Genomic DNA, 25,094 nt, shown 5'->3' on the forward strand with positions numbered 1-25,094 from the left:
GAATAGACATGACAAACACCACCCAAGCCAAGACAGGCATATCGCGCCGCGCGCTGCTCAAGACAGGTGCGGCCGCCGTCGGCCTCGCCGCCGGCTCCGGCGCCATCACCGGCTTCCCGACCATCTGGGCGCAGTCCAACATCACGCTGCGCCAGTTCGGCACCGGCGTATCGAACCTCAACGCCATCGCTGACAAGTGCAAGGCCGACCTCGGCATCACGCTGGAGATGACCGCGACCGATTCCGACGCCGCCGCCCAGCGCGCCGTGACCCAGCCCGACAGTTACGACATCGCCGACATCGAATACTGGATCTGCAAGAAGGTGTTCCCCACCGGCGTGCTGCAGCCGATGGATGTCAGCAAGCTGAAATATTACGACGAGCTGGTGCCGCTGTTCAAAACCGGCAAGCTGACGCCCGACAGCGTGATTGCCCAGGGCACCGCGCCGCACACGGTCGGCTTCGTCGAGGCGCAGGACAGCAAGGTGTTCGCCAAGGCGCCGACCAACTGGTTCACGATGGTGCCGACCATCTACAACGCCGACACGCTGGGCATCCGCCCCGATCTCGTCGGCCGCGACATCACCACCTGGGCCGACATCATGGACCCGGCCTTCAAGGGCAAGACCGCGATCCTCAACATTCCGTCCATCGGCATCATGGACGCCGCCATGATCATGGAAGCCATGGGCAACATCAAATATGCCGACAAGGGCAACATGACCAAGGAAGAGATCGACAAGACCATCGACTTCCTGATCAAGGCCAAGCAGGGCGGCCAGTTCCGCGCCTTCTGGAAATCCTTCGACGAGAGCGTCAACCTGATGGCCTCGGGCGAAGTGGTCATCCAGTCGATGTGGTCGCCGGCTGTCGCCGCCGTACGTTCCAAGGGTATCGCCTGCCGCTTCCAGCCGCTCAAGGAAGGCTACCGCTCATGGGGCGGCGGCCTTGGGCTGGCGGCGCATCTCTCGGGCGCGCAGCTCGACGCGGCCTATGAATACATCAACTGGTACACGTCTGGCTGGGTCGGCGGCTATCTCAACCGTCAGGGCTACTACTCGGCCAACATGGTCTCGGCCAAGAAGTTCATGACCGAGGACGAGTGGGGCTACTGGATCGAGGGCAAGCCGGCCAAGGGCGACATCAAGGCGCCCGACGGCACCGTCATGGAAAAGGCCGGCGCCCTGCGCGACGGCGGCTCGTTCGAGGAGCGCATGGGCCATGTTGCCTGCTGGAACTCCGTCATGGACGAGGACCGCTACATGGTGAAGCGCTGGAACGAGTTCATCGCGGCGTAAGGAAGCCCAGCGCGCCTCCTCTTCCCCTTCTCCCCTATGGGAGAAGGGGACACGGCTCAGGCCGCATCGTCAACCCCGAGAGCATTGATGACAGTCGCGCTCGAACGTCCCGCAATCGCCGCCGCGAAACCCACCAGGCGCCGCCGCTTCTCGCTCGGCGCCGTCACGCCCTATCTGCAATCGGCGCCGCTGGCGCTGATCCTCGGTGCGTTCCTGCTGCTGCCGATCATCATGATCGTCGTCGTCTCTTTCTGGGATTACGACTTCGCCGCCATGTACCCGGATTTCCTGACCACCAACTATTCCGACGTGCTGGGCTCCTGGGTCACCTGGAAGACCTATCTCAACACCATCAAATTCGCGGCCATCGTCTGGGCGCTGACCTTGTTCATCGGCTTCTGGGTCGCCTATTTCCTCGCCTTCCACATCCGCACCACGGCCATGCAGATGGTGCTGTTCCTGGTCTGCACCGTGCCGTTCCTGACTTCCAACATCATCCGCATGATCTCGTGGATCCCGGTGCTCGGCCGCAACGGCCTGATCAACTCGACGCTGGTGCATCTGGGCATTGTGCCCAAGCCCATCGAATGGCTGCTCTATTCCGAATTCGCCGTCGTGCTGGCCATGGTGCATCTCTACACGCTGTTCATGGTGACGCCGATCTTCAACACGCTGATGCGCATCGACCGCTCGCTGGTCGAGGCCGCCCGCGACGCCGGCGCTTCGGGCTGGCAAGTGCTGTGGAACGTCATCATTCCGCTGGCCAAGCCAGGCATGGCGATCGGCACCATCTTCGTCGTCACCCTGGTGATGGCCGATTTCTCCACCGTGCAGGTGATGTCGGGCGGGCAGAGCGCGTCGGTGGCGCTGATGATGAAAAACCAGATGTCGCTGCTGCAATATCCGGCGGCCGCCGCCAACGCCGTGGTGCTGCTGGTGCTGGTGCTTTTGATGGTCGCCGGCATCCTGCGCATCGTCGATATCAGGAAAGAACTGTGACGTGAGCCACGAAAAACGCAGCTTCGAATTCTACGTGCTGGCCGTGTTCTTCACGCTCTTCGTGCTGTTCCTTTATGGCCCGCTGTCGGCGATCCTGATCCTGTCCTTCCAAGGGCCCGAGGGCGGGCTGACGTTTCCGCTCAATGGTGTCTCGCTGCACTGGTTCGCCAATCTGTTCGAACGCCAGGCGGTCGGCGATTTCGGCGGCAGCTTCAGGCGCTCGCTGGTGCTGGGCGTCATGGTGATGATCGTCACCGTCGTGGTGTCGCTGCTCGCGGGCCTCGCCTTCCGCCGGAAATTCCGCGGCGCCACAGCCCTGTTCTACCTGGCGGTCGCCAGCCTCGTCGTCCCTTCGATCATCATTTCGCTCGGTATCGGCGTTGTCTTCCAGCAGATCGGCTTTCGCCCGGCCTGGTACACATCGGCCTTGGGCGCGCATCTGACCTGGACGCTGCCCTTCGGCGTGCTGATCATGTTCGCTGTCTTCAACCGCTTCTCGCCAGCCTATGAGGAAGCCGCGCGCGATCTGGGCGCCACCTCCTGGCAAACCTTCATCCATGTCGTGCTGCCGATGATCGCGCCGAGCCTGATCGGTGTCGGCCTGTTCGGCTTCACCTTGTCCTACGATGAATTCGCCCGCACGCTGATGACGTCGGGCACCTTCAACACGCTGCCGCTGGAAATCTACGGCATGACAACCAACGTCACGACGCCGGTGCTCTATGCGCTGGGCACGGTGACGACCGTGTTTTCCTTCCTGGTGATCCTGGCAACGCTGGGCGCCATCCTCTATGTCGGCCGCCGCCGGGCGAGAGCTTGATCGTGCGGATACTGGTGGTGAACCCCAACACGACGGCCAGCATGACCGAAACCATCGCGGCGGCGGCGCGCGCGGCTGCCGGCGCCTGGACCGAGGTCGTCGCCGTGACCTCATCGATGGGGCCGGCCTCGATCGAAGGCTATTATGACGAGGCGCTCGCCGTGCCCGGCCTGCTGATGGAAATAGCCACCGGTGAGCGGAGCGGCGCGCAGGCGGCCATCATCGCCTGCTTCGACGACACTGGCCTCGATGCGGCGCGCGCCATGGCCGCGATTCCCGTCATTGGAATCTGCGAGGCCGCCCTCAGCATGGCGTCCTTCATCGCCCAGCGCTTCAGCGTCGTCACCACCACCGACCGCTCGCGCGTGCCGGTCGAGGCGCTGGTACAGCGCTACGGCATGGCGGGACGGGCGCGCGTGCGCGCCGCCGACATTCCGGTGCTTGCGCTTGAAGACCCGGCCTCGGGCGCGGTCGGCAAGCTGCGCGACGAAATCGCCCGGGCCATCGACGAGGACCGCGCCGAAGCCATCGTGCTTGGCTGCGCCGGCATGGCCGATCTCGCGCACCGGCTGCAGGCGGAGTTCGAACTGCCGGTCATCGACGGCGTCGGCGCGGCGCTGAAGCAGGCCGAGGCGCTGATCGCACTCGGCCTGTCGACATCGAAGCGCGGCGCCTATGCCAGCCCGCTGGCCAAGCCCTATCGTGGTGTGCTGAAATCCTTCTCACCCGGAGCCGTCGCAGCGGAGTGAGCGCAATGAAGCCAACCATCCGCACGCTGTCGCTGCAGGAGCTGACGGTCCTTGTCGACTGGGCGGCGGCGGAAGGCTGGAACCCTGGTCTCGAAGACGCGGCGATGTTCCAGGCGGCGGACCCCGAAGGCTTCATCGGTGCCTTTGTCGGCAACGAAATGGTCGCGGCGATCTCGGCGGTGGCCTATGGCCGCGAATTCGGCTTCATCGGCCTCTATATCTGCCGGCCGGACAAGCGCGGCAAAGGCTTCGGCAAGGCGGTCTGGAACGCTGGCATGAAGAGACTCGCCGGTCGAACCGTCGGCCTCGACGGCGTGGCCGAACAGCAGGCCAATTACCGGCGCAAGGGCTTCAGCCCGGCCTATGAGACCATCCGCTACAGCGGCCGCAAGGCGGGCCCGCCGGTCAAGGCCGACGGACTTAGGACGGTGAAGACCGAACTCGTGCCCGACATCATCGCCTATGATGCCCACTGCTTTCCCGCCCCCCGGCGCGCCTTCCTGCGGCGATGGCTGCAGCCGCCCCACCACGCGCTGGCGGTTATCACATCTCTTGGAACGACCGGCTATGCTGTCGCGCGCTCGTGCCGCGATGGCTTCAAGGTCGGCCCGCTGTTTGCCGACGACATCGGCGTCGCGCTGCACCTGCTGGAAGGGCTGGCGGGTGCGTGCGAGGGCGACGACCTCCACATCGACGTTCCCGCCGCCAAGGTGGACTTCATCGCCGCGCTCGATGCGGCAGGCTTTTCATCCACCTTCACCACCACCCGCATGTACAAGGGTCCGCCCCCGAAGCTCGGCCAGCAGCGGATATTCGGCGTGACGACCCTGGAACTGGGATAGAACTGGACTTCCGGCTTCCGCGGGCGGTCTGCGGCTCCTTTACGCGGCGGAGCGCCGTCCCGGCACCGGATTGCCGGGCGGCTCGTGGCCGAGCGGCGTCACCAGTGTCAGGTCGGGATAGCCGTTTTCAATCAGCTTGACCGCGGCCTGTGCCACCTCGTCGTCCGGTTCCAGCATCGAGAGAAAGACCTCGGTGGCATCGCCGGTCAGACGGCCGATGCCTTGCGCATCGGTCGGTCCGCATTCGACAACGACGAGATCATAGGCGGTGGTCAGCGACTGCATGATGATCGGCAGCCGATCGGCGGCGCGCATGGCACGGACCGGATCGGCGGTGCCGACGGGAATGACGTGGCAGTCCGAGTAGAGATCGGCATGGATGACGTCGCTGAACTGCGCTTCCGAAGCAAGCAGGTTGGTGATGCCGGGGAAAAGACCGCTGTCCAGCATCGGCCGCGAGGCAGCCCCCGACGCGGTCAGGTCCAGCAACAAGACACGCAGGCCGGCGTCCGAGACCTCGCGCGCCACCAGGACCGCCGATGCGGCTGCCTCATCGCCCTCCGGAGAAACGAATATGGCGCGCGCGGCCCCGCTTGCGATCAGTTTCTCAGCCGCCTTTTCGATGTCGATCTCACCCAGGCGGGAACGTGCCGGTTCGGCCTCGGCAGCCATGCGCTCGGCTGGCGCCGCCTCGGGCACGGCAACCATGCCCGGCACCTCGGCCGCATCGGGCACGACGGTGTCGGGCATTGAAGTCGTATCGGACAGCGGGGCCTTGTCGGGCTCGACCACCGCTTCAGCCGGATGTTCCCCCATCTCCTGGAGGGCGGCAGGTTCCTGGCGGACACCCGGCATCGCGACCTCATCGATCGGCTCGAAACGGCCACCCGCCGCCGGTCGCATCGCTCGGCCTGAAAACAGCTCCTGCAGAAGCGTCGCAATGGCCATGATCAGCAGCGATGCGACGAAAGCGGCGCCGACGATAGGCAGGACCTTCGGGAAATAGGGCTCGGACGGCACCGAGGCCTTTGAGGAGATGCGGGCATCGACGGGCAGATACTTGCGATCCTGGCGCGAAGCCGCTTCGCGGTAATTGGTCAGATAGAGCTCGAGCTGCTGGCGCTTGGCAGCAGCGTCGCGCTGCAGTGCGTCGAGATCGACCTGCTGCTCGCCGGCGCGCGCCGAAGCCGCCTTCAGCGTATTGACATCGGCGACAAGCTGGCTCTCGCGCGCCTTGGCCGTATCGGCCTGCGCCGTCAGGCCCTTTATGATCTTCTCGGCTTCACTGCGGATCTGTGCATCGAGATCGGCCAGTTGCGATTTCAGCGCGCGAATGCGTGGATGATTGCCGAGCAGGGTCGTGGAAAGGTCGGCGATGTTGGAGCGCAATTCGACCTGTCGCTCTCGCAGGCGCTGGATCAGGTCCGATGCCAGGACTTCCGGTACCGTATCCAGCGAACCGCCATTCCGCAGCACCTTGCGCACGTTGTCCGCGGTCGCTTCCGCCGAGGCGCGGTTGCCACGCACTTTCGACAGTTCGCTCGACAATTCCGCAAGCTGCTGCGTGGCCAGCACCGAGTTGTTGCCGCCCATCAGAAGATCGGACTGGGCGCGGTAGGTCGCGACCTTGGCCTCGGCAGCCTTGACCTGCTGCTGCAAGTCGGCGATCTCCGGCGCCAGAAAGTCAGCGGCCGCGGCATTGGATTCGAGCTTGGCTGTCCCTTGCCCGGCGATATAGGCAGCGGCGATGGCGTCAGGGATCGCCGCTGCAAGCGTCGGATCCAGCGAAGAAAACTCGATGGCGATGATGCGGGTTTTCTCAACGCCATAGACGTTGAGCTTCTCACGCATCTTCTTTAGCACGCGCTCGTCGACCGGTACGTCCATCGGGTCGCTCTTCAACCCGACCAGAACCAGCAGGCGACTCAACGATGACATGCCGGCTGCTTCATCGAATTCCGGCAGTTTCGCCAGATCGAGCTTCTGCGCCACCTGCTTGAGGATGTCGTTGGAGGAGATTATCTGGACCTGGGTGGCAATGCCCGACTCATCGAGGATTGGCTTGTCGGTGTCGTTGTTGCCGGCCGGCCGCGTGTAGACCGATTCACGCGGAATGATCTCCACTTGTGCCTGGGCCTTGTAGTGCCGGGTTGCCATCGAGGCGAACGCGAAAGCCGCGCCGGTCACCACCAGCGCGACGACGAGGATGCGCAGCCAGTTCCTCGCCAGGCTGGCGAAGAGCTGCCTGAGATCGACGTCGACATCTGCGGCCGCGGACTGAACGGACATGCATCCCTACTCCGGTACTGGGTCAGGATGCACCGTAAACAACTATGGTAACTCAGCCGTTAAGATCACGGTAAGCTCCCGTTAGGGTTTGCTGGAGAGCAACAAACAAAACCGCCAAAGACCGCAAAAACTCTTGCCGGCGCCCGACGTATCCGCCGCCTCCTTTACCGGCCATTAACCCTAACAGGATGATAACGAACTCGATCCCCGAGCTTGCGGCGACGCTGCAGCGACCAGTCGAAGGTACGTGTCCGGTCATGAAAAGCACTGCTTCCCTCTTTCGCGCGCTGCTTGCCGTATCGATGCTTGCCGGCTGCTCCAGCTACCGGCCGACGCCGGCAGCCTTCCATGAGGTGCTCGATCAGCCCTACCGCCTCGGCGCTGGCGACCGCGTCCGCGTCACCGTGTTCGAACAGGATGGGCTGACCAATACCTACAGCGTCGACCAATCCGGCTATCTCTCCTTCCCGCTTGTCGGCGCCATACCGGCCCGCGGCCACACCGCACAGCAGATGGAAAAGGAAATCGCCGACAAGTTGCGACAAGGCTATCTGCGCGATCCCGACGTCTCGGTCGAGATCGACCGCTACCGGCCGATCTTCGTCATGGGCGAAGTGGGCGCTGCCGGTCAATATTCCTACGTCCCCGGCCTGACGGTGCAGAAGGCGATCGCCATTGCCGGCGGTTTCACACCGCGCGCCAACCAGGAAAGCGTCGACATCACCCGCGACATCAACGGCAAGGTGATGACCGGCCGCGTGGTCACTTCCGACCCGCTGCTGCCCGGAGATACCGTCTACGTCCGCGAACGTCTCTTCTGACGAACCACCACGTGACGGACAAACTCAGGATCGTCCATTGCTTTCGTTCACCCGTCGGAGGAATTTTCCGGCATGTGCGCGACCTCACCGAGGCGCAGGTCGCCGCCGGGCATTCGGTCGGCATCGTCTGCGATTCGACGACAGGTGGAGAATTCGAGGAACGCCTGTTCGAGCAGATGAACGATATGCTGGCGCTCGGCATCCATCGCACGCCGATGCAACGTCATGTCGGCCCGGGCGACGCGACGTCGGCCTGGCGCACTTACAGGATCATCAAGGAATTGCGGCCGGACGTGCTGCACGGGCACGGCGCCAAGGGTGGCGCCTATGCCCGTCTGTTCGGCTCATTGTTGCGGGTATCAAGGTCTCGCGTAGCCCGCCTTTATTCGCCGCATGGTGGCTCCCTCCACTATGACGAGAACACGACCACCGGAAAGCTGTTCTTCGCGCTCGAGCGCTTCATGGCCCGCTTCACCGACTGCCTGCTGTTTGTTTCCGACTACGAGAGGCGAACCTATCGCCGCAAGGTCGGCGAACCGCCGATCCCGAACACCTTGGTCTACAACGGCCTGCGCGCCGCCGAGTTCGAGCCGGTGATCACCGGGGCCGACGGTGCCGATCTGCTCTATATCGGCATGATGCGCGACCTGAAGGGACCCGACATCTTCATCGATGCGCTGGCCGCGGCCGGGCCCCAGCTCGGCCGCGCGCTTACCGCGGTCATGGTGGGCGACGGTGACGACCTGCCGCGTTACCATGGGCAAGTGAAGCGCCTCGGGCTCGACGGCAATGTCCGCTTCCTGCCGCCGATGCCTGCCGGGGAAGCCTTCGCGCTGGCGGCGCTCGTGGTCGTTCCGTCGCGCGCCGAAGCCATGCCCTATATCGTCCTCGAGGCGCTTGCCGCGGGAAAACCGATGATCGCCACGGCGGTCGGCGGCATACCGGAGATTTTCGGCGCCGACTCCCCTGCCCTGATCCGGCCCGACCCGATCGAGCTTGCGGCCAAGATGAGCCAGGCGCTGGCCGACCCCGCCGCCTATCGCAACCTGATGCCCGATGAGGCCAGCCTCAAGGCGCGCTTCGGTGCCGATGTGATGGCCGCCGAGATCGAGAAGGCCTATTTCGCCGCGCTCAACAAGTAGGGCGCAAACCCCAAGCCATTCCAAAGCCACCTGTTGTTTCAAGGGTTTCTTAGCTCTCTTTTGCTATTCACCGCAGGGAAGCTTGCGGAAAAGCCCCATGAACGAGATCGACCCCGCGCACCGCTTTTCAGCAGAGGCGGTGCGTAAATTCGACGCCCCGACCGACGGCGATACGCCCGGCGGCATGAACGATGTCGCCCGCCAGGTCGCGTCACAGTACAGGCGCGATACGATGTCGCCGATCATGGTCAGCGGCGTCCTGCGCATGGTCGAATTCGGGCTGCTGTTCCTGTCGGGGCTCTGCTCCTATTTCTATTACGTTGGGTTCTTCAACTATCTCGCCTGGCAGTACCCGCTGGCGATCGCCGCCACGTCTTTCCTTGCCGTGGTGCTGCTCGACGTCACGGACTGCTACCAGGTTTTTGCCCTGATGCGGCCGATCGCCAATTTTAGCCGCGTCCTGGTGGTCTGGGCCGGCACCTTTGCCCTGATGGCGTTGACTGCCTTCGCCATGAAGATGTCGGAAGACTACTCGCGGCTGCTGTTCGGCACCTGGTTCGTCGTCGGTTTCGTCCTCATCTTCGGCCTCAGGCTGGTGATGTCGAAGCTGATCCGGCGCTGGGCGCGCGACGGCCGCATGGAGCGGCGCGCCGTTATCGTCGGCGGCGGCAAGGCAGCGGAAATCCTGATCCGCTCCGTCGAGAAGCAGCCCTACAACGACATCCGTATCTGCGGCATCTTCGACGATCGGGGCGACAAGCGCTCACCACCCATCGTCGCCGGGTATCCAAAGCTCGGCACCATTTCCGAACTGATCGAGTTCGCCCGCATCGCCCGCATCGACATGCTGATCGTGTCGCTGCCGCTGACGGCCGAATCGCGCGTGCTGCAGCTGTTGAAGAAGCTGTGGGTGCTGCCGGTCGATATCCGCCTGTCGGCACATTCGAACGCACTGCAATTTCGTCCACGCGCGTATTCCTACATCGGCTCCGTGCCGATGCTCGACATCTTCGACAAGCCGATCAACGACTGGGATTCGGTCGCCAAGCGTGCCTTCGATATCGTCTTCAGCCTCATCGGCATCGTCGTGTTCGCTCCGGTGATGCTGGCGACCGCCATCGCCATCAAGCTCGACAGCAAGGGACCCGTGCTGTTTCACCAGAAACGACACGGCTTCAACAACGAGATCATCGAGGTCTACAAGTTCCGCTCGATGTATACGGACCGGTCGGACCCGACCGCCAAGCAGACGGTGACCAGGAACGACCCGCGCGTCACCCGCGTCGGCCGCTTCATCCGCAAAACCTCGATCGATGAGCTGCCGCAATTCTTCAATTCGCTGCTGGGCTCGCTGTCGCTTGTCGGCCCGCGCCCGCACGCCATCGCCGCGCAGTCTCACAACCTCCTCTACAACGAAGTGGTCGACGGCTATTTCGCCCGCCACAAGGTCAAGCCCGGCGTTACCGGCTGGGCGCAGATCAATGGCTGGCGCGGCGAGATGGACACCAACGAGAAGATCCGCATGCGGACGGAGTACGACCTCTATTACATCGAGAACTGGTCGCTGCTGTTCGACTTGCGAATCCTGTTCCTGACGCCGATCCGGCTGCTGAACACGGAAAACGCCTATTGAGCGCGATTTCCCACGAGCTGCCACTGGGGGCTGTCAACGCCAAGCTGATCGCGCTGATCTCATCGGCGGCGGTTTTCCTCGGCATATTCCTGTCCGGCTTCGTCATCAGCGAACCGGCGCCCTATGAACTCTACATGGCGGGGCTGATCGCCATCTGGGCGCTCTTCGGCCTGAGGATTTCGCGTGCGGCGCTGCCGCTGCTGGTACTGCTGGTGACGATGAACATCGGCGGCATGATCGCCATGACGCAAATGTCTGACCTCGCCAACACCCCGCTCTATCTCTCCGTTTCGCTGTTTCTCGCCTTCACCGCCGTGTTCTTCGCCTCGGTGACGGCGGTGCAACCCGGCCTCTACCGGCTGATCTTCTTTGCCTATGTCGTGTCGGCGGTGATCACCTCGCTGCTCGGCATTGCGGGCTATTTCCATGCCTTCCCGGGCGCGGAGATGTTCACCAAATACGACCGTGCCGCCGGTGCCTTCCAGGACCCGAACGTCTTCGGGCCGTTCCTCGTGCTGCCTGGCATCTATCTGCTCTACCTGCTCTTGACCGGGCCGATCCCGCGCATGCCGCTGCTGGCGGTACCGCTGCTGATCATCACCGCCGGCATCTTCTTCTCCTTCTCGCGCGGCGCCTGGGGCATGTTCGCCGTCTCGGCCATCCTGCTCACCGGCTGCCTGTTCCTGCAGAGCGCCAGCGGCATGTTCCGGCTGCGCGTCGTGGTGATGACGATCGCCGCGCTATCGCTGCTGGTCATCGCCATGATCGTCATCTTGCAGTTGCCGGGCGTGGCGGAGATGTTTTCCAACCGCGCCCATCTCGAACAGAGCTACGACACGGCCCGTCTCGGCCGCTTTGCCCGCTACGCAATCGGCTTCCAGATGGCGCTCGAGCACCCGTTCGGCATCGGCCCGCTGGTCTTCGGCACGATCTTCGGCGAAGACACGCACGACATCTGGCTGAAGATGCTGATGGACTATGGCTGGCTTGGCTTCGTGTCTTTCCTGACGCTCGTCGCCTGGACGATAGCGGCCGGTTTCCGCATCCTGCTGCGCGACCGGCCGTGGCAGCCCTATCTCCTGTGCGCCTATGTCGCCTTCATCGGCAATATCGGGCTCGGCACCTTCATCGACATCGATCACTGGCGCCACGTCTATCTGCTGCTCGGGCTGATCTGGGGCGCAATCGCGCTGGAATACCAGCATCAGCGGCTGTTGCGGCCGGCATTGCCGGGTTCTCCCTCACCCGCAATCGCAGCAAGACAAAAGTCGCCGAATTCGGTTGACCCGAGCGGGGTTATCACGATACATCGCGACCGGTCCGGAGTGTAGCGCAGCCCGGTAGCGCACTTGACTGGGGGTCAAGGGGTCGTCGGTTCGAATCCGGCCACTCCGACCAATTCAAAGCAGGACTTGCCCCCAAAAGTCCGCCTCATCAGACGCTCAGCCAATCTCAAATCGTGTCTGTTGCCTTGTTTGCTAAGGCCTCGGGCCGAATCCGACCCGTTTGTCTAACCCTGGCACACATCAACCCATTCGGCGCCGGTAAGGACAACCACGCGCTGCGGCGCAAGTCGCACGGCGGCGTTGGTGGCGCCGGCGGCGGGCACGACCTCGTCGAATCCGCGCAGCGACACGTCGCAGTAGACCGGCAGCGGCGCTGGCAGGCCGAACGGGCAGACACCGCCGACAGGATGGCTCGTGGCGGCGACAACCTCCTCAGCATCCAGCATGCGCGGCTTGCCGCCGAACTGGTCCTTGAACTTGCGGTTGTCCAGCCTGGCGATGCCGCTGGTGACGACGAGCATGGTGCGGTCGCCAACGCGAAGGCAGATCGTCTTGGCGATCTGCGCCGGCAGTACGCCATGCGCCTCGGCCGCCAGCGCCACTGTCGCCGAACTCGCCTCCGTCACGATGACGTCGATGTCGGGCGCTTGGGCGGCAAAGAAGGCACGAACGGATTCCAGGCTCATATCGAAAAACCCACGGTTAAAAGCTTGGACGGCGGACTTGGATGGGCAACAGTGAATCTGCCCACGCGCATAAACACGGGCGATATACCAATCAGCAAGCCGCAGCGGCAGGGACACTGCTGCACCAACAAACAAACCCGCCAAGGGTATAGCCTGGCGGGTTCCGTGGGCATGCCTGGTGCTGATTTATGCCAGGGATCGACCTTGTGCGGCGCGCACGTCTGAACCGATGAAAGCGTCGTGTGGAAGTCGAAGCGCGGACGCAATACGACGCAGCTTCGACGGATCGGCCGCCCTGCCGTTCTCGATATCCTGAATCTCGTCGGCCGCCAGACCGCAGGTCAGGGACAACTTTTCCACGCTGTATCCGAGGGTCTCCCGGATCGCTTTGAGGGTGCTGTAATCTGGCCCGATCCCGTTGGCTACCGGTTCGGAGAGGGCTTCGCTTCTTGCATTGTGGGGCATTGGCAACTCCGTGGGCTGAAAGAGTTTGGTAAAATGACGATGTTGCCTGAGACGATCGAGAAGATGCCCGCTCGACGGCAATTTGCCAAGTGCCAATCGGACCGTCACGGTATCGTGAACCAGGCGCCCGCGCGGCCGCCTCGCGCGCACGCCGCGATCAAGTTGTTTTGAATGCCCGGACCCCTTTTTGCCCAGTGGTTTCGGCCCACCTGTTCGTTGTTCTAATGCGCTGGCGTGAAAACCATCCGGTTCCAGCCAGCTCTTTCCCGGAAGGATTTCTGCAATGAACTTCAAGACATTCATGGTCGTGCTCGGCACCATCTCCAGCCTCACCGTTGCCGGTACGGCCGGCGCCCAAGCGGCGGACGCGCTGCGGGTGCGCGGCACGGTGGTCAGCTTCGAGTCATCGCTGCTCACCGTGAAAACCCGCCAGGGCGATACAGATGCGATCAAGCTTGATGCCGGCTGGAAGATCTCGGGCGTCGCCAGCGCATCCGTGAAGGACATCAAGCAGGGTGATTTCCTCGGCGTCGCATCCGTCTCGAAAGCGGATGGCGGCAGCGGCGCCCTGGAGGTGGTGGTCTTTCCAGCCGCTTTGAAAGGCACTGGCGAGGGTGACCGTCCCTGGGACCTGCAGCCAAACAGCCGCATGACCAACGGCACCGTCGCCGACGTAACCGATATAAACGGGCGAGCCGTCACACTGACCTACGACAATGGGCAGACAAAGAAGATCTCGATACCCGACAACACGCCTGTCGTGACCTTTGCGACCGCCACGCCGACCGATCTCAAGCCAGGCGCGACGGTCTTCGTTGTCGCTCAGCGTGACGGTGACGGCACACTGAGCGCCGGTCGCGTCGTGGTCGGAAACAACGGTGTGGTTCCGCCGATGTAGGCGAAACAAGCGGCAAGGTCACGGCCTTTCGGCCTTTGTCGATGATGGTGGTGGAAGCCCGTTTCGTCAGAAACAGTCCAGACACAAAAATCTACAGTCGGGAAATACTGACGAAAAAATTCAGGAGCGTAATCCCATTCGCGGCGGTCGGGCTGTCGCCCCGGTTTATGTCAGCCTGCTAAAAAAGGAAACGTTCCATGAAGAAGTCCCTCCTCTCGGCCCTCGGGCTTGCGGTTGCACTTGCTTTCACGGCGCCGGTGATTGGCGCGACGAGCGCGGATGCTGCCCCGATGGCAAAGCATCATGGTCACCACCATCATCATCGCTACCACCACCGCCATCACCACGTTCATCATCACCACCACGTGAAGAAGATCGTGAAGAAGGCCTACTAAGCACTGCCAACGAGAAGACCTGCCTTGGCTTCTTGTTCAAGGCTGGTCTTCTCGTGGTAACGCTACGCGAAGCGCAACGCGGGCACCTCGAATTTCCCCAATGGCAGCGCTGGTTCCAGGATCCCGGCGCAAAACCACCACGGCGACGCTGGCCAACCTTTCACGCCAAGGCAAATCGCGGTACGGCAAGGGATGTTTCTGACCGGCGCACTCCCACCGGATCAGGCTTTGCCAACGAGGCCCAGAAATCCTGATGACGGCCAAGGCCGATGTTTCGTGGACAAGCCGCATTGTCCTGTCGACCGCGCGCCTCTGGCTCACCCTTCGGCATCCGGCTCTGATCTTGCGCTTCGTGCGCCGGCTGGGTTACCTGCCAAACCCGGCGGAACCCAGGAGCTACCATGAGCGATTGCTCTGGCGAAAGATCGTCGACCGCAATCCGCTGTTCGTAACGCTGACCGACAAGTTGGCGGCGAAGACCCATATCCACAATGCCTGCCCGGATCTGAAACTGCCCGCAACGCTGTGGGCCGGCAGCGACCCGGCGGCGATCCCGCCGGCATTGCTGGCCGGCGACGTGGTGGTGAAAGTCAACCATGGCTGCGAGATGAACATGTTCGTCGCCGATGGCCTGCCGGATCGCGACGCCATCGTCTATCGCACCAGCCGCTGGCTGAGGAGCCGCTTCGGCGTTCGCGACGGCGAATGGGCCTATTGGCCGATTGTTCCGGCCGTCTTCGTCGAACAGCGGCTGGCGTTAAGCGGCGGAACGATCGCCACCGACATCAAGGTTCATGTCTGCAGCGGCGTGATATCCCATGTCTGGGTCGAGGATACGCAAGCCAGTCGTTCACTGCTGTTTGACCGCGAAGCCAATCCGCTGCCTGGTCGCGATCCCGACTATCCTCGCGAGGATCAGGCCTTGCCCGTCAATGCGCGGCTGATCGATTATGTTCGCCAGGCGATCTCGATCGCGCCAGCCATCGCCGGCGACCTCGACTACATCCGTGTCGACTTCCTCGTCACCGACGACTGTCTCTATGCCGGCGAGATCGCCGTCTATTCGGCGGCGGGCTATGCCACCTGGACCAACCCGGCGATCGTCAGGGAAATCGAGCGATGCTGGCGGCTTGACCAATCCGCATTCCTGCGCCGGCGGCACAGCGGTGCCGTGCGCCTCTACGCCGAGGCGCTGAGCGCCAGATGCCAGAGCGACAGCAGAAATCGCTAATCGTCGGGTCCGGTGAACGCCTCGGGGGGAAGGCGCCTGAGCCCGAACTGCGGGAAGGCGATCCGAGGCTTGCCGCTCAACGCCTGCTGAACAGCAGACTGGCGACGAGACCAACCACGACAAGGCCGACCGCTGCCGCCACCGCCGGATGGTCGCGGGCCGATCTCTCGATCACCCTGCCCTGCTTGCGGATTGCCGGCATCGCCTCCCGCAAACGCCCTGCGAGATCGGAATAGGTGTCGAGCGCGGCATCACGACCGTCTTCGTAGACGGCGCCGCCTCGCCTGGAGACCGCCTTTTTGAGAGCCGCCAGTTCCCTGGAGAGAGCAGCAACCTGCTTGTCCAGATCGATATCCGAGAGGGTCGAGAACGATGCCATGATGTGTTTCCTTGCTTGCAGAAGGAAACGTAACGCGTCACCCGAAGGCGGGTTCCGGTTTTCGGGATATCACCGGCGCTTCAGGCGACGGTCAGCGCACCTGGTCGAGCAGCCGCTTGCATTCCAGGAGGTCGAACAACGCTTCCTGCAGCAGGGCGCGATTGTCGCGCGAGAGTTTCGACGCATCCGGCTGGACGGGACCTTCCTCATCGCTCTTGCCGAGACCAAAAAAGCGCCGACTTGGCTTGACGCGCGGTTGGCCAACCAGTTCGTCATCCATGCCGCGCGGCTGGGCTGCCGGCGTCAGTGGCACTTGATCGGCCTGCCTACGCTGCGAGATCGCCTCGACGGCGGCCATGTCGCCATTGCCGATGGCGACCAGGAAATGATTGCCATTCTCGCGCAACAGCTTTTGCACGCCCTTGATGGTGTAGCCCTGGTCGTAGAGCATATGCCGGATGCCCTTGATCAGTTCGACATCCTGCGGCCGGTAGTAGCGACGGCCGCCACCGCGCTTCATCGGCTTGATCTGGTTGAAACGCGTTTCCCAGAAGCGCAGCACATGCTGCGGCAGATCGAGATCCTCGGCGACCTCGCTGATTGTACGGAAGGCGTCAGGGCTCTTGTCCATGGGCGAAATCCTCACGCTGGAGCGTGATCCGGAACGGTCTTCAGACGAGATCACGCTCACCAAAGAGAGAAGCTCATTCCGTTTCCGCGGAATGGATCATACGCAGAACACCAATCCAGCCATGCTGCCGAATCGGACCTTATTTCAGCGGTTTGTGAAGCAATATTCAAGCCCGGCGTGATGACGGGGTCGGTTTTCAACCGCGCAGTAGAACGAGACTACTTGCCGCCTTTGGCCTTTCCGCTTTGATGAGACCGCAAAATGCGGCTCTTCAACACGTTCGACGATTTGAAGGTCATCACCCGGCGCGGCAGGATCGGCACCTCTTCGCCGGTCTTCGGGTTGCGGCCGATGCGCTCGTTCTTGGAACGGACGTGGAATGTCGCGAAGGACGACAGCTTCACCGTCTCGCCACGAACGATCGCTTCGCAGATTTCGTCCAGAACCGCTTCAACGAGTTCGGCCGATTCAGTGCGTGACAGGCCGACCTTTCGGTAGACGGCCTCGGCAAGGTCGGCGCGCGTAAGTGTCTTTCCCCCCATGCGACCGTCCCATCAGCTCAAAACATAAAATTCGGCACAACAACGGCAGAGCCTAAGTAATTGATCCGGCAAGGTCAAGGACCGAAACCGGACCGTTCGGCACTTACCAGCGAACGAGAACAGCGCCCCATGTGAAGCCGCCACCCATCGCTTCCAGAAGCACGAGATCGCCCTTCTTGATGCGCCCGTCGGCAACGGCAACCGAAAGCGCCAGCGGCACGGAAGCCGCCGAGGTATTACCGTGCAAATCGACCGTAACCACCACCTTTTGCTCTTCTATCCCGAGCTTCCTGGCGGAAGCGTCAATAATGCGTTTATTGGCCTGGTGGGGCACGAACCAGTCGAGATCCGCGGCGGTGATGCCAGCTTGCGAGAACGTCGCCTCGATGACGTCGGTGATCATGCCGACCGCATGCTTGAAGACTTCGCGGCCTTCCATCCTCAGATGGCCGACGGTCCCCGTGGTCGATGGCCCGCCGTCGACAAAAAGCTTGTCCTTGTGCGTGCCGTCGGAGCGCAGGCTGGCCGCCAGAACGCCGCGGTCGGCGATCGTGCCCGCGCCCTCGCCCGCCTCGAGCACCAGCGCGCCCGCGCCGTCGCCGAACAGCACACAGGTCGAGCGGTCGCTCCAGTCGAGGATGCGCGAGAATGTTTCCGAGCCGATCACCAGCACGCGCTTGGCCAAGCCGCCACGGATGTAGAGGTCGGCGGTTGTCACGGCATAGACGAAACCGGAACAGACCGCCTGCATATCGAAGGCAAAGCCGTGATGCATGCCGAGCCGGTTCTGGATCTCGACCGCGGTGGCCGGAAAGGTGTTGTTGGGCGTCGAGGTTGCCAGCACGATCAGATCAATGTCATCGGGCGTCAGGCCCGCATTGGCAAGTGCGGCGCGCGCGGCCGCTTCACCCAGCGAGGCCGTCGTCTCGTCGTCACCCGCGATGTGACGCTGGCGGATACCAGTGCGCTGGGCGATCCACTCGTCCGAGGTTTCGACCATGCCTTCGAAATCGGCATTCTTCATGATGCGGCGGGGCAGCGCGGCGCCCGTGCCGCGCACGACTGATCTGATCAATGCTCTTTCCTATTCCTTCGCGTCGGTAACGACGTCGGATTTCCTAGATGTCATGGCATGCGGGTTGCGCGCATGAAACAGGTCCAGATCGGCCTCGATGCGGTCAAGCAAATTGTTGCGCACCATGTCGTAGCCGAGCTCGATCGCCGCGGCGAACCCGTCCGAATCGGCCCCGCCATGGCTTTTGACGACGATGCCGTTCAGCCCCAGGAAAACACCGCCGTTGGAGCGGCCGACGTCCATCTTTTCGCGCAGGCGGTCGAAGGCCCCCTTGGCGAAGACATAGCCGATCTTGGCCATCAGGGTGCGGCTCATCGCGGCGCGCAGATAACCTGCTATCTGGCGCGCGGTGCCTTCCGCCGTCTTCAGCGCGATGTTACCGGCGAAGCCTTCAGTGACAACCACATCGACCGTACCCTTGCCGATATCGTCGCCCTCGACAAAGCCGTGATAATTCATCGAGGCCATATTGGCCTCGCGGAGCATGCGTCCCGCTTCCTTGACCTCTTCCTGGCCCTTGATCTCCTCGACGCCGACATTGAGCAGGCCAACCGTTGGCCGGGCGATGCCGAACACGGAGCGCGCCATGCCGGTGCCGAGAATTGCAAAATCAATGAGTTGGTGCGCGTCGGCACCGATGGTGGCGCCGACGTCCAGCACCACGCTTTCGCCGCGCAATGTCGGCCAGAGTGCCGCGATCGCCGGGCGATCGATGGTCGCCATGGTGCGCAGGCAGAATTTCGACATCGCCATCAGCGCGCCGGTGTTGCCGGCGGAGATACAGGCATCCGCCGCGCCCGACTTGACCGCTTCGACCGCCTTCCACATCGACGACTTCCAGCGGCCGTGGCGCAGCGCCTGGCTCGGCTTGTCGTCCATCCTGACCGCTACCTCGCAATGGATGAACTCGCTGACATCGGCCAGCTTGGGAAACTTGGCCAGTTCAGGGCGCACCACATCCTCGCGCCCGTAGATGACGAACCGGATGTCGGGACGGCGGGTCGCGACCGTCATGAGCGCCGGAATGACCACGGCTGGTCCGTGATCGCCGCCCATGGCATCGATGGAAATCCTGATCACGCGGTATTCATCTCACGGTTAGGCGGCAGGTCGCTTTAGCGATCGCGAAGGTTCGGCGAAAATAACGGTTTTGGGCTGCCGCACAACCGACTTTTCCGTCGCGGGCGAGGTTTTCAGGATTTTCCAAGCAAGGATCGCAGTTTTTGCTGAAATTCATTTTCCGCCGGTTCGATCTCGCCACCGGCATCCAGCGATGCGCCCTGCTTGCGCGGATAAGGGTCGATGGCCAGTCCGAAGAACTGCTCGGCGAGCGCGCCGACATCGATCGTGTCGCCGGAAAATGTTTCCGGGCTGTCAGGACCGTCCGCATCGATCAGGATCTCGCCGCCGCCATCGAAACCCTGCCGCCCGAGCTTGGAGTCATCCGGCAGGAACAGCGCCTCGATCGCCTCGTCGATATGCGCTTCGACAGGCTCGAGCGTGACGATGCAGGCCTGGGTTATGTCGGCCTCGACGCGGCCACTGACTTTGACGCCATTGCGTTTCCATGGCGCCACCAGGAGCTCCGCGCGATAGGTTTCGACCGACAGCAGATCATGCTCCGCGGCAAGGGCCGCGCGTTGGGCGCCGTCGGCGGTGATGACCACCGGCAGCCCCTTGTGCGGCAAGCGGGCGACATTGGCGATGAAGGACACCGGGCCTTGTGGTTCTGCATGTTTCATCGCTGCCTCCTTCAGTCTGCCTTGGCGGTGGGAAACGTCACCGTACCGGAGAGAATCGATTCGGTTGGCTGCGCGGCAAGATGCGTTGCCGCATCGGCGACATAGAGGGCCAGCCGTGACGCCTGCGGCCAGGCGCCGGCGTCGGGCCGGACATTGCGGGCAAGGGCAGCGGTGAGCCCGTCGTGGTCGTTTCGCTGCAGGGCATCATCATAGGCGGCGGTTCGGCCATAGAACATCTTCGCCAGCTTTTTCATGCGTTTGGGCACGCCGACGTCGCCAATGCCCAACTCCCGCAGCGAATGATCGACGTCGAGGAAGAACTCATCGATCAGCACCTGGGCGACCTCTTGCGCCGCACCGCCTTCGCCGCGCAACCGGTGCTGGAACAGGAACATGTGCAGCGACAGCATCTCGAAGCGACCAAGCGGCGTGTCGGGTACATTCCAGTGGGAATAAAACACAGTCTGCCGCGCCGCCGCCACGATTTGTGCGTAAAGCGCCTCGGTGATGGCGCGGTTGGCATGGCGTTCGCGGCCAAAAAGGCGCTGGAACATTGGGGATGGTCTCCCGGGACCGTTTGTTTAGTTGGCCTTGTTGCATCGGCAGGCAAGCTGGTTTACCGGTTTTGCGGCCCAGCGCAAGTTGCGGCGATATAATGGAGAATTGTTGTTGCGCGCGCTGAATTTCAAGTCGTCCTTCTCGTCCAGGCCCGCCGGTGCGATCACGCTGCTGCTCGCCGTTTCGGCGCTGTCGGCGTGCCACACCAACAAGATGATCGGTGACCTCAACCCGAGCGAGACGCTGACGCAGGGCTATGTCATCGACCAGCAGGCGATTGACCTGGTGCCGGTCGGATCGAGCCGCGAACAGGTGCTTCTGGCACTCGGTACGCCGTCGACCACGGCGACGTTCGACAACGAGGCCTTCTACTACATTTCCCAGACGCGCAAGCGCTACGTCGCCTTCGACAAGCCCAGGCTCATCGACCAGCATGTGCTGGCGGTCTATTTCGGCCCCGACGGTCGCGTCACCCAGATCGCCAATTACGGCTTGAAGGACGGCAAGATGTTCGACTTCATCTCGCGCACGACGCCGACCGGCGGCAAGGACCAGAACTTCCTCAGCCAGATCATCAACGGCGCCAGCAAGCTGGCGCCCGGCATTCCCGGCGGCGGCACTCCCTGATCTTCAGACCTGCCTTCCCGGGTCCTCCAGGAAGCAGCAACATCTCAGGCAACCAAAAACCCGCGGGAGCGATCCCGCGGGTTTTGTTATGACCAGACGGAGCGGTCCTGGCGGCATGCTCAACAGCAAGGGGAGTGGCTTCCCCATCGCCATGCCGTGAACCGAACCTGAAGGAAATGCCTGCGCTCGAATGCAAGCATTTCCCGGAGCCGACAAAGAGAAGAGCTGAAGGGTCCGCACCTCATTCGCCTCAACAAAAACCCGCGGGATCGCTCCCGCGGGTTTTGACGTTGAGCGTTGGACGCCGTTCAGCCGTGCGCGAGCACGGCGAGCAGCAACAGCGCGACGATGTTGGTGATCTTGATCGCCGGGTTGACGGCCGGGCCGGCGGTGTCCTTGTAGGGATCGCCGACCGTGTCGCCGGTAACCGAGGCCTTGTGCGCCTCGGAGCCCTTGAGATGCTTGACGCCGTCCTTGTCGACAAAGCCGTCCTCGAAGGACTTCTTCGCGTTGTCCCGGGCGCCGCCGCCCGAGGTCATCGAGATGGCGACAAAGAGGCCATTGACGATGACACCAAGCAGCGAGGCGCCAAGTGCCGCAAAGGCGGAAGCCTTCGAACCCGAGATCAGCAGCACGCCGAAATAGACGACGAGCGGCGCCAGCACCGGCAGCAGCGACGGGATGATCATTTCCCGGATCGCCGCCTTGGTCAGAAGGTCGACCGCACGCGCATAGTTCGGCTTCGAGGTGCCGGCCATGATGCCCGGATCCTCGCGGAACTGCTTGCGCACTTCCTCGACGATGGCACCGGCGGCGCGGCCGACGGCCGTCATGGCGATGCCGCCGAACAGATACGGGATGAGGCCGCCGAAGATCAGGCCGGCGACGACGTAGGGGTTAGAGAGGTCGAAGGAGATCTCGCCCATGCCCTGGAAGTAAGGATATTTGTCGCCATTGGCGGCAAAGAACTTCAGGTCGTTCGAGTAGGCGGCGAACAGCACCAGTGCGCCGAGGCCGGCCGAACCAATGGCATAGCCCTTGGTTACGGCCTTGGTGGTGTTGCCGACCGCATCGAGCGCGTCGGTGGAGTGGCGCACTTCCTTGGGCAGACCGGCCATTTCGGCAATGCCGCCGGCATTGTCGGTCACCGGGCCAAAGGCGTCGAGCGCGACGATCATACCGGCCAGGCCGAGCATGGTGGTGACCGCGATCGCGGTACCATAGAGGCCGGCCAGCTGGTAGGTCGAGATGATGCCGCCGACGATGACGATCGCCGGCAGTGCCGTCGATTCCAGCGAGACCGCAAGGCCCTGGATGACGTTGGTGCCGTGACCGGTCACCGAGGCCTGGGCGATGGAGTTCACCGGGCGCTTGCCGGTGCCGGTATAATATTCGGTGATCACCACGATGAGACCCGTCACCAGGAGGCCGATCAGGCCGCAGATGAACAGGTTCTTGCCAGTGATGACCATGCCGGCGACGGTGCCGATCTCGCCCCAGCCGAGGCATACCGAAGTGGCAACGCCAAGACCGACGATGGACAACAGGCCGGTGACGATCAGCCCCTTGTAGAGAGCACCCATGATCGAACCGTTGGCGCCGAGCTTGACGAAGAAGGTGCCGACGATCGAGGTCAGGATGCAGGCGCCGCAGATGGCCAGCGGATAGAGCATCGCGGCTCCGAGAACGGCGGTGCCGCCGAAGAAGATGGCGCCAAGGACCATGGTGGCGACGACCGTCACCGCATAGGTCTCGAACAGATCGGCGGCCATGCCGGCGCAGTCGCCGACATTGTCGCCGACATTGTCTGCGATGGTGGCCGGATTGCGCGGATCATCTTCCGGAATACCTGCTTCGACCTTGCCGACCAGGTCGCCGCCGACGTCAGCACCCTTGGTGAAGATGCCGCCGCCGAGACGGGCGAAGATCGAGATCAGCGAGGCGCCGAAGCCGAGTGAAACCAGCGAGTCGATGACGATGCGGTCGTTGGGCTGAAGGCCCATGAAGTGGGTCAGGACAAGGTAGTAGATCGACACGCCGAGCAAGGCGAGGCCCGCCACCAGCATGCCGGTGATGGCGCCCGACTTGAAAGCGATGTCGAGGCCGGCGGCGAGGCTGTTGGAGGCCGCCTGCGCGGTGCGCACATTGGCCCGCACCGAAACGTGCATGCCGATGAAACCCGCGGCGCCGGACAGAACGGCGCCGATCAGGAAGCCGATCGCGGCGGTGATCGAAAGCAGCCACCAGGCGAGCACGAGCACGACCACGCCGACGATGGCGATGGTGGTGTACTGGCGCGCCAGATAAGCTTGCGCGCCCTCGCGGATGGCCGCGGAGATTTCCTGCATGCGTGCATTGCCCTGATCGGCCGCAAGAACCGAACGTGTCGCCCAGATGGCGTATAGGACAGAAAGCAGACCGCAGGCGATGACGGCGGAAATAATTGTCATTGCCGGATTTTCCTCGATTGATGGCCCAAAAGAACCCCTCCCTGGGCCGTTGAGACAGAGACCGGATTCCGCGGGCGGAATCCGACCCTTCGCAGCGGTGTATGCGAAACAGGGCTCGGAACGTCAAGATATTGTTCGGTTTTTGCCCGGCTTTCGCCGTAATGCTTTCGTGCAAACCGATTGAATTGCATTCAGGCCGCGCCGTGCCCGGCGCTGAAGGGCTTGTCGTGGCCCTGAAAGCGCGCCGCTCGGCGTCCAGCCACCAAGCGACCTGCTCGTCCGTCGGCCCGTCAGATCAGGCGGCATGTCCTGAACTTTGTCCCAGCCGCGCGCGGCGAAAAAGCGTCTATCGCCTTGTGGTCCTGCCAGTAGTCGCGGACGAAGGCTGGCCAGCACCGGGCACAGATGTTCGGGCGACTCCCAAGAGACCTGGTAATTCTTGCCGCGCCGTGGGCGTCCCAAGGGCAGGCTGTTGCGTCAGATTCTGGGGATGTTCGCGAGGGCCTCCGCAAAGGTACGGGCCATAGCTTTTTGCTGTCCTATTATGCTCTTGGAGCACGCCAGCCTGGCCCAATGGCCGCGACCACAGTGGCGCTCAGGGAAAGTTTAGCGCGCCCGTATACAATTTCGACAGGCGACAATAACTGATGGTCAACTTTCCGCATAAGTATAGAGCGCATATAATTCTTTTATGCCCGGGGGGGTCGGTAGTGAGGTGTCTGGTGATCAATCTTGACCGATCAATTGATCGGCTCGCTGACGTCACGGCAGAATTTTCCCGCATTGGAATTCCTTTTGAACGCGTTGCAGCTGTCGATGCGACTGCCGGGGCTCCGTTCATCGCGGCCCCCCTCACCGAGGGGGAAATCTGTTGCTTCCTTAGCCACCGCCTCTGCTGGCAAAGGATCGCCGATGGCCCTGATCGGTATGGCGCAGTCTTCGAAGATGATGTTGTTTTCAGCCACGACGCCGGACCGGTGCTGAACGATGATGCCTGGGTCCCCCGAGACGCGGACGTGGTCAAGCTCGAAACATTCTTTGTGCGGGTGAGGATTGGGCGCCGGCACGTTCCCGTAAGAAATGGATACTCCGCAACGCGATTGCTCGGACATCACCTGGGCGCGTGCGGGTATCTGATTTCGAAAGAGGCCGCCCAAAAACTGCTCAAGAACACGAGGCGTCTTAGGGCAGCGGTCGATGTCGCGCTGTTCAGTCCCGATGAGATGACGACCGTGCTCAACACGACCTACCAGTTGATGCCCGCGCTCTGCGCCCAGGCCAAGTTCATTTCAGAGAACGACAGCCCTGCGACCTTGATCCAAGTCACTCCGAGGCTCCACAGAGACAAGCGGGTCATCGACAGAATCCGGGCAGAGGCGACACGCGTCTTCGGGCAATTGCGGAATAGAAGCTTTTTCGCGACGGAGAAGGTCGATGCCGTGCCGTTGCGTTTTCCGTTGGCGGCGCACGCCGACATGGATACCGCGCCCGTACCCGCTTAGAGTGGAAATATTGCGCAAATGAACGGAGTCAAAC

The 25,094-nt window shown here is 62.8% G+C and carries 26 protein-coding genes and 1 tRNA gene; 16 read left to right on the forward strand and 11 right to left on the reverse strand.

Translation table 11 applies throughout. The features are described from left to right. The first annotated feature begins 8 nt into the window (after positions 1 to 8). The 5 genes from AC56QQ_RS21100 to AC56QQ_RS21120 all read left to right on the forward strand — a co-directional run bounded on the left by AC56QQ_RS21100 (position 9) and on the right by AC56QQ_RS21120 (position 4,708). Positions 9 to 1,298 (forward strand): ABC transporter substrate-binding protein, encoded by a 1,290-nt coding sequence (locus AC56QQ_RS21100; RefSeq protein WP_497123223.1) that lies wholly within the window; start codon positions 9 to 11, stop codon positions 1,296 to 1,298. 87 nt (positions 1,299 to 1,385) lie between these two features. Continuing rightward, positions 1,386 to 2,297, forward strand: a complete 912-nt coding sequence (locus AC56QQ_RS21105; RefSeq protein ID WP_497123224.1) for an ABC transporter permease — start codon at positions 1,386 to 1,388, stop codon at positions 2,295 to 2,297. A gap of 1 nt (position 2,298) precedes the next feature. Further along, the gene (locus tag AC56QQ_RS21110) at positions 2,299 to 3,117 is read left to right on the forward strand and encodes an ABC transporter permease (RefSeq protein WP_489860946.1); all 819 of its coding nucleotides are present in this window, start codon (positions 2,299 to 2,301) and stop codon (positions 3,115 to 3,117) included. Positions 3,118 to 3,119: 2 nt separating this feature from the next. Beyond that, positions 3,120 to 3,866 (forward strand): aspartate/glutamate racemase family protein, encoded by a 747-nt coding sequence (locus tag AC56QQ_RS21115; protein ID WP_497129076.1) that lies wholly within the window; start codon positions 3,120 to 3,122, stop codon positions 3,864 to 3,866. 5 nt (positions 3,867 to 3,871) lie between these two features. Next, the gene (locus AC56QQ_RS21120) at positions 3,872 to 4,708 is read left to right on the forward strand and encodes a GNAT family N-acetyltransferase (RefSeq protein WP_497123225.1); all 837 of its coding nucleotides are present in this window, start codon (positions 3,872 to 3,874) and stop codon (positions 4,706 to 4,708) included. A 39-nt stretch (positions 4,709 to 4,747) separates the two neighbouring features. Here the strand turns inward: AC56QQ_RS21120 and AC56QQ_RS21125 are convergent, their stop codons facing one another. Next, positions 4,748 to 6,997 (reverse strand): GumC family protein, encoded by a 2,250-nt coding sequence (locus AC56QQ_RS21125; RefSeq protein WP_497123226.1) that lies wholly within the window; start codon positions 6,995 to 6,997, stop codon positions 4,748 to 4,750. A gap of 257 nt (positions 6,998 to 7,254) precedes the next feature. On the opposite strand from AC56QQ_RS21125, the gene AC56QQ_RS21130 reads away from it, so the two are divergent. From AC56QQ_RS21130 to AC56QQ_RS21150, 5 genes are all read left to right on the forward strand, one after another. Next, complete coding sequence (locus AC56QQ_RS21130; protein ID WP_013532220.1) at positions 7,255 to 7,818, forward strand: polysaccharide biosynthesis/export family protein; 564 nt, start codon at positions 7,255 to 7,257, stop codon at positions 7,816 to 7,818. Positions 7,819 to 7,829: 11 nt separating this feature from the next. Next, positions 7,830 to 8,960: a glycosyltransferase family 4 protein gene (locus tag AC56QQ_RS21135; RefSeq protein ID WP_497123227.1), complete on the forward strand. Its 1,131-nt coding sequence runs from the start codon at positions 7,830 to 7,832 to the stop codon at positions 8,958 to 8,960. Positions 8,961 to 9,057: 97 nt separating this feature from the next. Continuing rightward, positions 9,058 to 10,593: an undecaprenyl-phosphate glucose phosphotransferase gene (locus AC56QQ_RS21140; protein WP_489860942.1), complete on the forward strand. Its 1,536-nt coding sequence runs from the start codon at positions 9,058 to 9,060 to the stop codon at positions 10,591 to 10,593. Beyond that, on the forward strand, positions 10,590 to 11,924 hold the full coding sequence (locus tag AC56QQ_RS21145) for an O-antigen ligase family protein (RefSeq protein ID WP_497123228.1): 1,335 nt from the start codon (positions 10,590 to 10,592) through the stop codon (positions 11,922 to 11,924). The genes AC56QQ_RS21140 and AC56QQ_RS21145 overlap by 4 nt, the downstream gene beginning before the upstream one ends. Continuing rightward, positions 11,915 to 11,991 (forward strand) — tRNA-Pro (locus tag AC56QQ_RS21150). The genes AC56QQ_RS21145 and AC56QQ_RS21150 overlap by 10 nt, the downstream gene beginning before the upstream one ends. A gap of 112 nt (positions 11,992 to 12,103) precedes the next feature. Here AC56QQ_RS21150 and AC56QQ_RS21155 read toward each other — a convergent pair. Both AC56QQ_RS21155 and AC56QQ_RS21160 read right to left on the reverse strand, forming a co-directional pair. Beyond that, on the reverse strand, positions 12,104 to 12,565 hold the full coding sequence (locus AC56QQ_RS21155) for a YbaK/EbsC family protein (RefSeq protein WP_497123229.1): 462 nt from the start codon (positions 12,563 to 12,565) through the stop codon (positions 12,104 to 12,106). Between the two features lie 186 nt (positions 12,566 to 12,751). After that, positions 12,752 to 13,333: a helix-turn-helix domain-containing protein gene (locus AC56QQ_RS21160; protein WP_497123230.1), complete on the reverse strand. Its 582-nt coding sequence runs from the start codon at positions 13,331 to 13,333 to the stop codon at positions 12,752 to 12,754. Between AC56QQ_RS21160 and AC56QQ_RS21165 the strand changes: the two genes are divergently transcribed. The 3 genes from AC56QQ_RS21165 to AC56QQ_RS21175 all read left to right on the forward strand — a co-directional run bounded on the left by AC56QQ_RS21165 (position 13,314) and on the right by AC56QQ_RS21175 (position 15,554). Then, complete coding sequence (locus AC56QQ_RS21165) at positions 13,314 to 13,928, forward strand: hypothetical protein (protein ID WP_489860937.1); 615 nt, start codon at positions 13,314 to 13,316, stop codon at positions 13,926 to 13,928. The genes AC56QQ_RS21160 and AC56QQ_RS21165 overlap by 20 nt on opposite strands. A gap of 197 nt (positions 13,929 to 14,125) precedes the next feature. Then, positions 14,126 to 14,323 carry a hypothetical protein gene (locus tag AC56QQ_RS21170; protein WP_497123231.1) on the forward strand — a complete coding sequence of 66 codons (198 nt, stop codon included), beginning with the start codon at positions 14,126 to 14,128 and terminating at the stop codon, positions 14,321 to 14,323. A 253-nt stretch (positions 14,324 to 14,576) separates the two neighbouring features. Next, positions 14,577 to 15,554: an ATP-grasp fold amidoligase family protein gene (locus tag AC56QQ_RS21175; protein ID WP_497123232.1), complete on the forward strand. Its 978-nt coding sequence runs from the start codon at positions 14,577 to 14,579 to the stop codon at positions 15,552 to 15,554. 76 nt (positions 15,555 to 15,630) lie between these two features. Here the strand turns inward: AC56QQ_RS21175 and AC56QQ_RS21180 are convergent, their stop codons facing one another. Beyond that, positions 15,631 to 15,933, reverse strand: a complete 303-nt coding sequence (locus AC56QQ_RS21180) for a hypothetical protein (protein WP_497123233.1) — start codon at positions 15,931 to 15,933, stop codon at positions 15,631 to 15,633. A 91-nt stretch (positions 15,934 to 16,024) separates the two neighbouring features. Then, complete coding sequence (locus AC56QQ_RS21185; RefSeq protein WP_127412982.1) at positions 16,025 to 16,564, reverse strand: MerR family transcriptional regulator; 540 nt, start codon at positions 16,562 to 16,564, stop codon at positions 16,025 to 16,027. Between AC56QQ_RS21185 and AC56QQ_RS21190 the strand changes: the two genes are divergently transcribed. Next, entirely contained in the window at positions 16,563 to 16,745 is a 183-nt protein-coding gene (locus tag AC56QQ_RS21190) for a hypothetical protein (RefSeq protein WP_497123234.1), read from the forward strand. The two genes, AC56QQ_RS21185 and AC56QQ_RS21190, sit on opposite strands and share 2 nt — an antisense overlap. Positions 16,746 to 16,782: 37 nt before the next feature. Here AC56QQ_RS21190 and AC56QQ_RS21195 read toward each other — a convergent pair whose 3' ends face one another. The 5 genes from AC56QQ_RS21195 to AC56QQ_RS21215 form a co-directional block, all read right to left on the reverse strand. Then, on the reverse strand, positions 16,783 to 17,106 hold the full coding sequence (locus tag AC56QQ_RS21195) for an integration host factor subunit alpha (RefSeq protein ID WP_111545727.1): 324 nt from the start codon (positions 17,104 to 17,106) through the stop codon (positions 16,783 to 16,785). 103 nt (positions 17,107 to 17,209) lie between these two features. Then, positions 17,210 to 18,181, reverse strand: coding sequence for a beta-ketoacyl-ACP synthase III (locus tag AC56QQ_RS21200; protein WP_489860933.1), 972 nt, complete (start codon positions 18,179 to 18,181; stop codon positions 17,210 to 17,212). Between the two features lie 9 nt (positions 18,182 to 18,190). Beyond that, on the reverse strand, positions 18,191 to 19,261 hold the full coding sequence (gene plsX, locus AC56QQ_RS21205; protein ID WP_497123235.1) for a phosphate acyltransferase PlsX: 1,071 nt from the start codon (positions 19,259 to 19,261) through the stop codon (positions 18,191 to 18,193). Positions 19,262 to 19,374: 113 nt separating this feature from the next. Next, the gene (locus AC56QQ_RS21210) at positions 19,375 to 19,923 is read right to left on the reverse strand and encodes a YceD family protein (RefSeq protein ID WP_497123236.1); all 549 of its coding nucleotides are present in this window, start codon (positions 19,921 to 19,923) and stop codon (positions 19,375 to 19,377) included. 11 nt (positions 19,924 to 19,934) lie between these two features. Next, on the reverse strand, positions 19,935 to 20,477 hold the full coding sequence (locus AC56QQ_RS21215; protein ID WP_489860930.1) for a ubiquinol-cytochrome C chaperone family protein: 543 nt from the start codon (positions 20,475 to 20,477) through the stop codon (positions 19,935 to 19,937). Between the two features lie 115 nt (positions 20,478 to 20,592). Between AC56QQ_RS21215 and AC56QQ_RS21220 the strand changes: the two genes are divergently transcribed. Further along, positions 20,593 to 21,108: an outer membrane protein assembly factor BamE gene (locus AC56QQ_RS21220; protein WP_497123237.1), complete on the forward strand. Its 516-nt coding sequence runs from the start codon at positions 20,593 to 20,595 to the stop codon at positions 21,106 to 21,108. Between the two features lie 308 nt (positions 21,109 to 21,416). On the opposite strand, the gene AC56QQ_RS21225 is transcribed toward AC56QQ_RS21220, so the two are convergent. Beyond that, a complete protein-coding gene (locus AC56QQ_RS21225; RefSeq protein ID WP_497123238.1) occupies positions 21,417 to 23,558 on the reverse strand; it encodes a sodium-translocating pyrophosphatase in 2,142 nt (713 codons plus the stop codon). A gap of 722 nt (positions 23,559 to 24,280) precedes the next feature. On the opposite strand from AC56QQ_RS21225, the gene AC56QQ_RS21230 reads away from it, so the two are divergent. After that, positions 24,281 to 25,060: a glycosyltransferase family 25 protein gene (locus AC56QQ_RS21230; RefSeq protein WP_497123239.1), complete on the forward strand. Its 780-nt coding sequence runs from the start codon at positions 24,281 to 24,283 to the stop codon at positions 25,058 to 25,060. Positions 25,061 to 25,094: the final 34 nt, after the last annotated feature.

The organism is Mesorhizobium sp. RCAM 05099, assembly GCF_059683685.1.

What these genes read in the sequence shown, in the direction of transcription:
- AC56QQ_RS21160 (WP_497123230.1), bottom strand. Translation starts at nt 13,333, where the DNA reads ATGAATGTCTTGAAGTTCATTGCAGAAATCCTTCCGGGAAAGAGCTGG.
- AC56QQ_RS21180 (WP_497123233.1), bottom strand. Translation starts at nt 15,933, where the DNA reads ATGGCATCGTTCTCGACCCTCTCGGATATCGATCTGGACAAGCAGGTT.
- AC56QQ_RS21105 (WP_497123224.1), top strand. Translation starts at nt 1,386, where the DNA reads ATGACAGTCGCGCTCGAACGTCCCGCAATCGCCGCCGCGAAACCCACC.
- AC56QQ_RS21155 (WP_497123229.1), bottom strand. Translation starts at nt 12,565, where the DNA reads ATGAGCCTGGAATCCGTTCGTGCCTTCTTTGCCGCCCAAGCGCCCGAC.
- AC56QQ_RS21165 (WP_489860937.1), top strand. Translation starts at nt 13,314, where the DNA reads ATGAACTTCAAGACATTCATGGTCGTGCTCGGCACCATCTCCAGCCTC.
- AC56QQ_RS21120 (WP_497123225.1), top strand. Translation starts at nt 3,872, where the DNA reads ATGAAGCCAACCATCCGCACGCTGTCGCTGCAGGAGCTGACGGTCCTT.
- AC56QQ_RS21130 (WP_013532220.1), top strand. Translation starts at nt 7,255, where the DNA reads ATGAAAAGCACTGCTTCCCTCTTTCGCGCGCTGCTTGCCGTATCGATG.
- AC56QQ_RS21195 (WP_111545727.1), bottom strand. Translation starts at nt 17,106, where the DNA reads ATGGGGGGAAAGACACTTACGCGCGCCGACCTTGCCGAGGCCGTCTAC.
- AC56QQ_RS21175 (WP_497123232.1), top strand. Translation starts at nt 14,577, where the DNA reads ATGACGGCCAAGGCCGATGTTTCGTGGACAAGCCGCATTGTCCTGTCG.
- AC56QQ_RS21190 (WP_497123234.1), top strand. Translation starts at nt 16,563, where the DNA reads ATGGGCGAAATCCTCACGCTGGAGCGTGATCCGGAACGGTCTTCAGAC.
- AC56QQ_RS21225 (WP_497123238.1), bottom strand. Translation starts at nt 23,558, where the DNA reads ATGACAATTATTTCCGCCGTCATCGCCTGCGGTCTGCTTTCTGTCCTA.
- AC56QQ_RS21185 (WP_127412982.1), bottom strand. Translation starts at nt 16,564, where the DNA reads ATGGACAAGAGCCCTGACGCCTTCCGTACAATCAGCGAGGTCGCCGAG.
- AC56QQ_RS21100 (WP_497123223.1), top strand. Translation starts at nt 9, where the DNA reads ATGACAAACACCACCCAAGCCAAGACAGGCATATCGCGCCGCGCGCTG.
- AC56QQ_RS21215 (WP_489860930.1), bottom strand. Translation starts at nt 20,477, where the DNA reads ATGTTCCAGCGCCTTTTTGGCCGCGAACGCCATGCCAACCGCGCCATC.
- AC56QQ_RS21125 (WP_497123226.1), bottom strand. Translation starts at nt 6,997, where the DNA reads ATGTCCGTTCAGTCCGCGGCCGCAGATGTCGACGTCGATCTCAGGCAG.
- AC56QQ_RS21210 (WP_497123236.1), bottom strand. Translation starts at nt 19,923, where the DNA reads ATGAAACATGCAGAACCACAAGGCCCGGTGTCCTTCATCGCCAATGTC.
- AC56QQ_RS21140 (WP_489860942.1), top strand. Translation starts at nt 9,058, where the DNA reads ATGAACGAGATCGACCCCGCGCACCGCTTTTCAGCAGAGGCGGTGCGT.
- AC56QQ_RS21170 (WP_497123231.1), top strand. Translation starts at nt 14,126, where the DNA reads ATGAAGAAGTCCCTCCTCTCGGCCCTCGGGCTTGCGGTTGCACTTGCT.